Raw genomic sequence first — 7,209 nt, 5'->3', positions numbered from 1 at the left:
GCGCGCTGGCCGTTGGTCACGAACTGCTTCGCGCCGTTCAGCACCCACTTGCCGTCGCGCAGCTCCGCCCGCGTGCGTAGGTTGTGCGCCTCGGAGCCGGCTTGCGGCTCAGTCAGACAAAATGCGCCTATAGTCCGGCCTGTCGCCAAGCTGCCGAGCCAGCGCTCCTTCTGCTCTGGCGTGCCGTACGCAAGAATTGGCCCACAACCGACTGAGTTGTGCACGCTCATCATCGTCGCGCACGCTGCATCGCCGGCCGCGATCTCTTCGATCGCAAGCGCGTACGCCGTGTAATCGGTATATGAGCCGCCCCACTCTTGCGGAACAATCATCCCAAGTAAGCCAACTTCGCCCATCTGCAAGACGACCTCGTCGGGCAGATATCCGTCTTGATCTCGTCGCGATGCATTCGGTACCAGCACCTCACTGGCAAAAACATGTGCGGCATCACGAATCATCCGCTGATCTTCCGTGTAGAGATCGTTCATCTCGATATATTGTCCAGATTTGGTCGGTCTTAGCTTGTGGGGAAGCCCGTCTTGATGGAGAGAGTGTAAGTAAGCGCGGGTTCTGTATCGATGCTCGCAACGATCAATTGCACTAAGCGTTTTTGCCATACCGACGCTCGTTCCGATGGTGCGATGGTTCTAAAGCCGACTCGGCAGCGCGCAGCGGCACATTTCTGGTCCCAAATTCGACGTCGCCCCCACTAGCGAAACATTCTTCCAAGGTGCACCGTCAGTCTCGATCGCGGCGAACTGGCGTGCCTGGCAACACTCGCCGCGAGACACTGCCCGCTACCTCGCGGGACCAGCCGAACAAGGCGCCGTCGCCGATCTGGATGCCAAGGTCGGCGCGACGCATACCGTTACAGTTACAACAAGATAATTGCGTCGCAACTTCAATTACATTCGTTCCCACGACGATGACGTTCCCTTGCACACAGACTCGCGTGCAGTCAGCCGGTCGCCTACGACCGAATCATGCGTCTTTAAGAATTTTCAGACGGGAAACACCCCAAAACTATCAATCGGCAAATCTCTCCGTGGAGCAGCCCCCCTGAAACGCTCGACATATTCGACGTGTCGCGGTCCCTGTCTATAAGCGTAGCGGGAGCGTGTTCAGCGCATAGATTGAGAGCGTATGGCATTGCGCAGCGGGTTGCACAAACTGTTCGTCGAGATTCGAGCCTCAGCTGGCGGCCGCGGCATCATGGGCATGACGCGCGAGGAAGGCACGGCGATAGGTCGCTTCAAAGCAAGTCACTTGATCGAAGAGCTCGGTTGATCTGAAAGCAGTCAGGCAGCCATGCGTACGAGTAAGCCCCGGTCGAGACGATCAATATACCGAATCATCTCAACCGTGCGTTCAAGGTTGATGCACCGAATTAAGTCTGGTGTGGCGACATCACGTGTGTCTGGGCACAAGGCCGTTGGCATTACCTGGCTGCCCTTGCTTTGTTCTCGCGCCGAGACGTCGGCTGGGCGTTCTCAACATGCCCGGATGCCGATTCGGTCGTGCAAGCTCGGGATATTGCCTATGAGCGCATTCGGCCACAAGGGTTGCTATTCCGCTCGGATCAGGCAGGTCAGTATGCGAGTCGGAAATCCTGTCAGCGCCTGTGGTGCTATCGGATATAGCCGAGCATACGCCGTCGCCGAAACTGTTTGGACAGCACTCCGATGGAGACGCTGTTCCACAGCTTCAAGACCGGGTGACCGCCGTCAGCGGGTTACCTGTCGGCGCAGGAAGCACACCGGGATATCAGCCGCTACCTGATGCACTGGCACAACTGAATACGGCCGCGTCAGTTCCATGACGAACGGTGCCAACCATCGCGGGAGAAAACGCGAACAATAATTAGGCCCGTCAACCAACCGATCAACTCTCACGCCGGAGTACGTTTTGGACGGCAGAATTAGATAGATCATTGGTTACAGGCTAGACCATCGTCTCTCGATAGTTAAAGAACTTCGACATCTTGCCGATCCCGGGATTGAAGCAATTGCAGGGATCGAGCTCCCGGTAGAACTTCGCGAGCGCTGGCTTTGCAGCGTAAAGGTGCCCAACGTTGTGCTCAGCCGGGTACTCCGCGCCGCGCTCATCCAGCAGTTCCCACACCCGGTGCTCGATACTCAGCTGGTCGTTGCCTTTTTTGACGATGTAGTCCTGATGGAACACGTGACACAGAAAATGTCCGTAATACAGCTTAATCGAGATCGCAGTCTCGATTTCTGCCGGTAATGTCTCCACCCAATCGCGATCGTTGCGGCGGAGCGCAACATCAAGCGCAACTATGTCTTCGACGTCTTCTGAGTGAACTGCGCGATATCGGACAGCGGCACCCGCAGCAGCAAATCGATGCAGAAAAGCTTTCTTACCCTCGTCGCTGGTGCATTCGAAGTAGCTGCCGGATGCAGCCGCAAAATAGTCGTCAAGGTATGCGCGAGTTTCGTCAACGCTTTCCGCCGAAACCTTCAACATAAGGTGATGCTCGTACTTGTCTCGAAACGCTGTCATGCGCTTTGGCAAGTGACTGGGGAACAGTTCGCTTACCGCCTGAAGCGCGCGATCTGTCAAGTTTGGTGGGAAAAATCCCAATCGATTGAAAATGGCGTCGAGACGACTCTTCAAGCTGAAAAAGACCGGCAAGCGTGACGTCCCCAGATAGTCAATCGCAAGGAACATATCCTTTCCATACTTTTCAGCAATATCAAACGCATCACGATGGAGGTACTCACCTGCAATCGGAAGATCTGGAAGCTTCTGGAGTGTGTGGCGCCGGATATCCGTGAGCTCGGAAGGCTCATTTGTGCCGATATAAAATACCTTTGGATTCTGCTCTATCGGGAATGTATCAAGGCGAACCGCGAACACCATCAGTTTTCCGGCCGATCCCGAGGCTTCATACAACCGCCTCGAATCCGCATTAAAGCGCGCAGGCGTGTCGGCATCGACTTCACTTACATGGCTCGCATAATTTTGATCCGAGCCAGCCCCAGCGTCTTGCTGGATGTCGGTATCCGAGAAGGTACGACGCTCAAGCCGATCAAGGATCTCTAGCGGGGATTCACCAAGTTCGATACCAAGGTGATTAACGAGTTGCAGCTTGCAATCACTATTCACTTTAGCAAATAGTGCCATCTCAGTGTAGGCTGGTCCGCGTCTAACAAGTGCGCCGCCAGAGTTGTTGCAGACACCGCCAAACACCGAAGCGCCAATGCAACTCGAGCCTATCACCGAGTGGGGTTCGCGGCCGAGGGGCTTCAGCGTTTTCTCGAGCTGGTCGAGTGTCGCCCCAGGCAGACACACAACCTGCCTACCCTCGTTAATTACATACACCTTGTTCATTCGGGTCGTGCTGACAATCACGACTGGCCGATCGTATTTGTCACCATCTGGGGTTGAACCACCCGTGAGACCCGTGTTCGAGGCCTGGGTGATCACGATCACATTCGCTGCGACGCACGCCTTGAGCACCTTCCACTGTTCGAGAATGGTTCCAGGACGAACAACCGCTAAGGCGGAGCCCGCCCCAAATCGGAAGCCGGTTCGGTAGCTACGCGTAGCTGCTTCTCCCGTGAGAACATGCTTTTTTCCTACAGTGTCGCGCAGGATAGTGATCAAATTGCCAACCGTCTCGTCCCTGGTTCCGGACGCTTCTGCGCGAAATGCTGTCACTTCTGTCTCCGTATGATCGCCTACGATGTGTCGTCATTGCGACGAGCAAAACGCTGCACATCGATTGCTGAGAAGTTTAGAATCCCATTTATTACTAGTCCAATATCTTGGAGTAGGGTTTTGGAGACGAAAAAGATATGGAACTTCGTCAACTACGATACTTTCTGGCTGTCGCTGATCACCTTCATTTCACTGAAGCGGCGGCACGTCTCGGCATTGCTCAACCGCCGCTGAGCCAGCAGATCCTCAAGCTCGAGCGCGAAGTCGGCACGGCACTCTTTATCCGTCATCCTCGTCGGGTCGAATTGACTGAGGCCGGACGACTGTTGCGCGATAGCGCCCAACGCATCGTCGACGATGCCCAGCAGGCGCTCGTCGAGGCGCAGAATGCGGGACGTGGGGAGACTGGCCGGCTGTTGCTCGGTTTCGCTGGCTCGACAGTGTTTCATCCGGTCGTGGCTTCGACCATGCAGCAGTTCCGGCACGCCTATGCACGTGTCGTAATCAGCTGCGAAGAGAGCAACAGCGTGGCGTTACTCGACAAGGTGAACGCACGGAAGATCGATGCTGCCCTTGTCCGCATTCCACTACATTGTGGAGATCTCGTGGTTGAACCGCTCGTCTCCGAAGACATGATTGCGGTTCTGCCCGAAGACCACCCCCGGAGTCAGCACAAACGCATTGATCTGGCAGACTTGGCAGATGATCCGTTCATAACCTTTCCGCGAGCTATCGGTCCAAATCTTTACGATTCGATTGTCGGAGCCTGTCATGCTGCGGGATTTGTTCCGTCTATCGGCATGGAGTCGCCGCAGATATCATCCGCAGCCAACTTGGTCTCAGCGGGCTTCGGTGTGGCAGTAGTTCCCGCTTCGATTAGGCAAGTTCAGGTAGCGGGTGTTTCATACCACGAACTCCGAGGCAACCCGCTCTCGACAGGCATCGCTCTGATACATCGCCAGCGTGAACGGTCACCGGCAGTAGTGAACTTCGTGAGAGTTTTACGCCAGTGCCGGGCTACAGCATCAATGCTCTGAACACTAGTCAAATCGAACGCTCCGTGGCCGCATCAACTGTACAGGACGGCGGTTAGGCCTTCGAGCGTCATTTCATATTCCCGCATTGAAGCAGCAGCGTTTCGCCTAAATGGCTCGAATTCTGGCGCCAGACCGAAAACGCCACCCGACCTCGATTAGAACTAGATCAGTCGACGCTTTGTTCAATCGGCTCGTGGAAATTTGTGACGCAATGCTCCGGCAACGCCTCCGCTCGCGCGCGGAGCTCCGTCCATATGCCGCGGCGGTGGCAGCAATGTTCCCGAATCAGTTCTTCGATTGCATCTCTCCTACACTTAGCCGAAGGACCTCGGAGTAGTACGCTAGAGGCACGCTACTTTCCACTACTCCGGAAGGAGTCCAGAGCTTATGAAGCCACCGTCAACACTGATAATTTGACCCGTGACAAATGCCGACGCCTCGTTATCGAGAAGAAATCCGATGGCTCCCGCAACCTCCATGGGCGTACCGTAACGTTGCATAGGCACAACTGTTCGCCAAACTTCCTTCACCCTTGCGGTGTGAACGCTGCTGGCGAGCGGTGTTTCGATCGGTCCGGGGCAAACGCAGTTCACGCGGATCTTATGACGCGCAAGTTCGTTCGCCATGACCTGCGTAAGATTGACAATTGCGGCCTTGGTGGCGCCATAGGCAGAACGTCCCTTATTTCCGATGAGACCCGACACGGAAGCGATATGCACTATCCCACCGCCTCCGTTGAGCATCATACGCTTCGCGACTTCCCGGCTAATCGAAAAGGTTCCAACAAGATTGACTTCCAACATGTCTCGCAATGCCTTTGATGTCGTCTCGAGAAATGGCGTGTCTTGCCCATACCCTGCACAGTTGACTAATCCGACGAGGGGCGATTTCATCAGGTCGTGCTTTACAATCACCTCGCACATCCGAGTCTCGTCGGTGACATCGAGTTCGACAAATGTCACGTCAGCAGCATATTCCTCCAGCGCATCTTTCGCTGCGTCGATGCAGGTCTTTGAACGATCAAGCACAAGAACTGGCCGACCTCGGGCCAACAGCCAGCAAGTCGTTGCTAAGCCAATTCCGGAAGCGCCTCCGGTTACAACAGTAGTCCCGTGATATTTGGTCATCATCCGACGTAGTTAACTTGGAAACTCAACAGATTCGATCTGCCCCCAGAAAGGAATCGCGCCTGTCAGAAGTGCCACTCACTAAAGCAGAGGCAAATTCAGGGTGCGTAACCCGCCGGTGACTCGGAACACCAAACCCGCAACAAACGCGCCTTACCAGGGGCAACCGACGCTTGGTTTTAGTCACGTCCGCTCTCGGTCACCCTGACGCTCACGCACAGTCCGCACTTACCCTTACGAACCATGCACGATCTTTGTTCCCCCTGATACTCGATATGACGCATCGCGCTTCTCAGCAGAGCGCTTTTTAGCGGTTCCGGGACTTGTGTTAGCGCATTGCATGCGCATCTCCAACTGCTCTACTTCTTCCTTAAGGATCGCGGCCATTTCCTCAATCCGGGCGCCCGTGAAGCGGCTTTCAACCCCAGCGATCGTCAATGCCGCCGATATGCCGCTGCGAGGATCATGTAACGCGACTCCTATCCCATACGAGCCTTTCACGACTAACCCCGGGTTTAAACCGTAACCTCGTTCGCGGGTTTCTTGAACCTGATGCCTCAGCAGTTCTGAGGTAAGCCCGGGGTAATCAGAAGCGAAGCGGGCGGCGTTGACCGCCAACGCCCGCTCGACTTCCTCATCAGACAAAATTGCGAGTAGGGCCAACCCACCACCGCCGACCCCAATGGGATGCCGATCTCCCGGTTGCAGCACATGGGAGCGCAGGGGGTACGTACCCTCCTCCCGCGCGAGGCAAACCGACTCATACCCCCGTTGGACACTTAGAAGCGCGGCATCGCCACTGCGCGCAGCAATTCGAACGAGGCTGTCTGCCGCCAGCCGGCGAATTCCGAAACGCTCCGCGGCAAGGACTCCCAATGCATAAGTCTCTGCGCCGGCGTAGTACCGCCGGTCCTCTGGCTGCTGCTCCACCAAGCCATTTTCTATCAACGCGAGGAGAAGTCGCCGCGTAGTTGGCTTGGTCAGTCCCGTTGCTTTCACAAGATCCGAAAGCCCAATACCGGTTGTACGGGAGCCCGTAACCAACTGCAGAACTTGCACCGCACGGTCCAGGGTCTGGCTTGCTGCAGTTCCGGCGGCTTGCCCGTCACCGCCATGTTCATTCGACATCGTTCGGCCTCCAAGGGTCCAGTATTCGGACCAACTGAATGGTGAAAACCTTTATTGGATGACACCAGTTTAGGTGTTTAAATAAAGGCATCAAATAGGTAAAGATACCGTCACGGTCCGAAAAATGGACTTTCGGTGCGAAACTAGGTCCGTATATTAGACCATCTTAAAATAGGAGACAGAGCATGAATCGACGTCAGTTCGTGAAGGACCTCTCTCTGGGTGCGCTCGCCGCC

5 protein-coding genes and 1 pseudogene are annotated in these 7,209 nt (G+C 55.5%); 2 read left to right on the top strand and 4 right to left on the bottom strand.

Going from position 1 to position 7,209, the window contains the following annotated elements; translation table 11 throughout:
• A partial coding sequence (locus DIE06_RS37145) for an acyl-CoA dehydrogenase family protein (protein ID WP_185733577.1) occupies positions 1-488 on the bottom strand: 488 nt, incomplete at its 3' end.
• A gap of 652 nt (positions 489-1,140) precedes the next feature.
• On the opposite strand from DIE06_RS37145, the pseudogene DIE06_RS39680 reads away from it, so the two are divergent.
• Positions 1,141-1,793: pseudogene (locus DIE06_RS39680) on the top strand (DDE-type integrase/transposase/recombinase); the annotation flags it as partial.
• A 148-nt stretch (positions 1,794-1,941) separates the two neighbouring features.
• Here DIE06_RS39680 and dld read toward each other — a convergent pair.
• Complete coding sequence (gene dld, locus DIE06_RS37135; protein WP_124665668.1) at positions 1,942-3,681, bottom strand: D-lactate dehydrogenase; 1,740 nt, start codon at positions 3,679-3,681, stop codon at positions 1,942-1,944.
• A gap of 137 nt (positions 3,682-3,818) precedes the next feature.
• On the opposite strand from dld, the gene DIE06_RS37130 reads away from it, so the two are divergent.
• A complete protein-coding gene (locus DIE06_RS37130) occupies positions 3,819-4,718 on the top strand; it encodes a LysR family transcriptional regulator (protein WP_124665667.1) in 900 nt (299 codons plus the stop codon).
• 362 nt (positions 4,719-5,080) lie between these two features.
• Here DIE06_RS37130 and DIE06_RS37125 read toward each other — a convergent pair whose 3' ends face one another.
• On the bottom strand, positions 5,081-5,845 hold the full coding sequence (locus DIE06_RS37125) for an SDR family NAD(P)-dependent oxidoreductase (RefSeq protein WP_124665666.1): 765 nt from the start codon (positions 5,843-5,845) through the stop codon (positions 5,081-5,083).
• A gap of 234 nt (positions 5,846-6,079) precedes the next feature.
• Positions 6,080-6,973 (bottom strand): IclR family transcriptional regulator, encoded by an 894-nt coding sequence (locus tag DIE06_RS37120; protein ID WP_124665665.1) that lies wholly within the window; start codon positions 6,971-6,973, stop codon positions 6,080-6,082.
• Between the last annotated feature and the right edge of the window lie 236 nt (positions 6,974-7,209).

This window comes from Burkholderia sp. Bp8998 (assembly GCF_003854235.1).
GTDB lineage: Bacteria > Pseudomonadota > Gammaproteobacteria > Burkholderiales > Burkholderiaceae > Burkholderia.
This window is presented reverse-complemented; position numbering and strand designations above follow the sequence as displayed.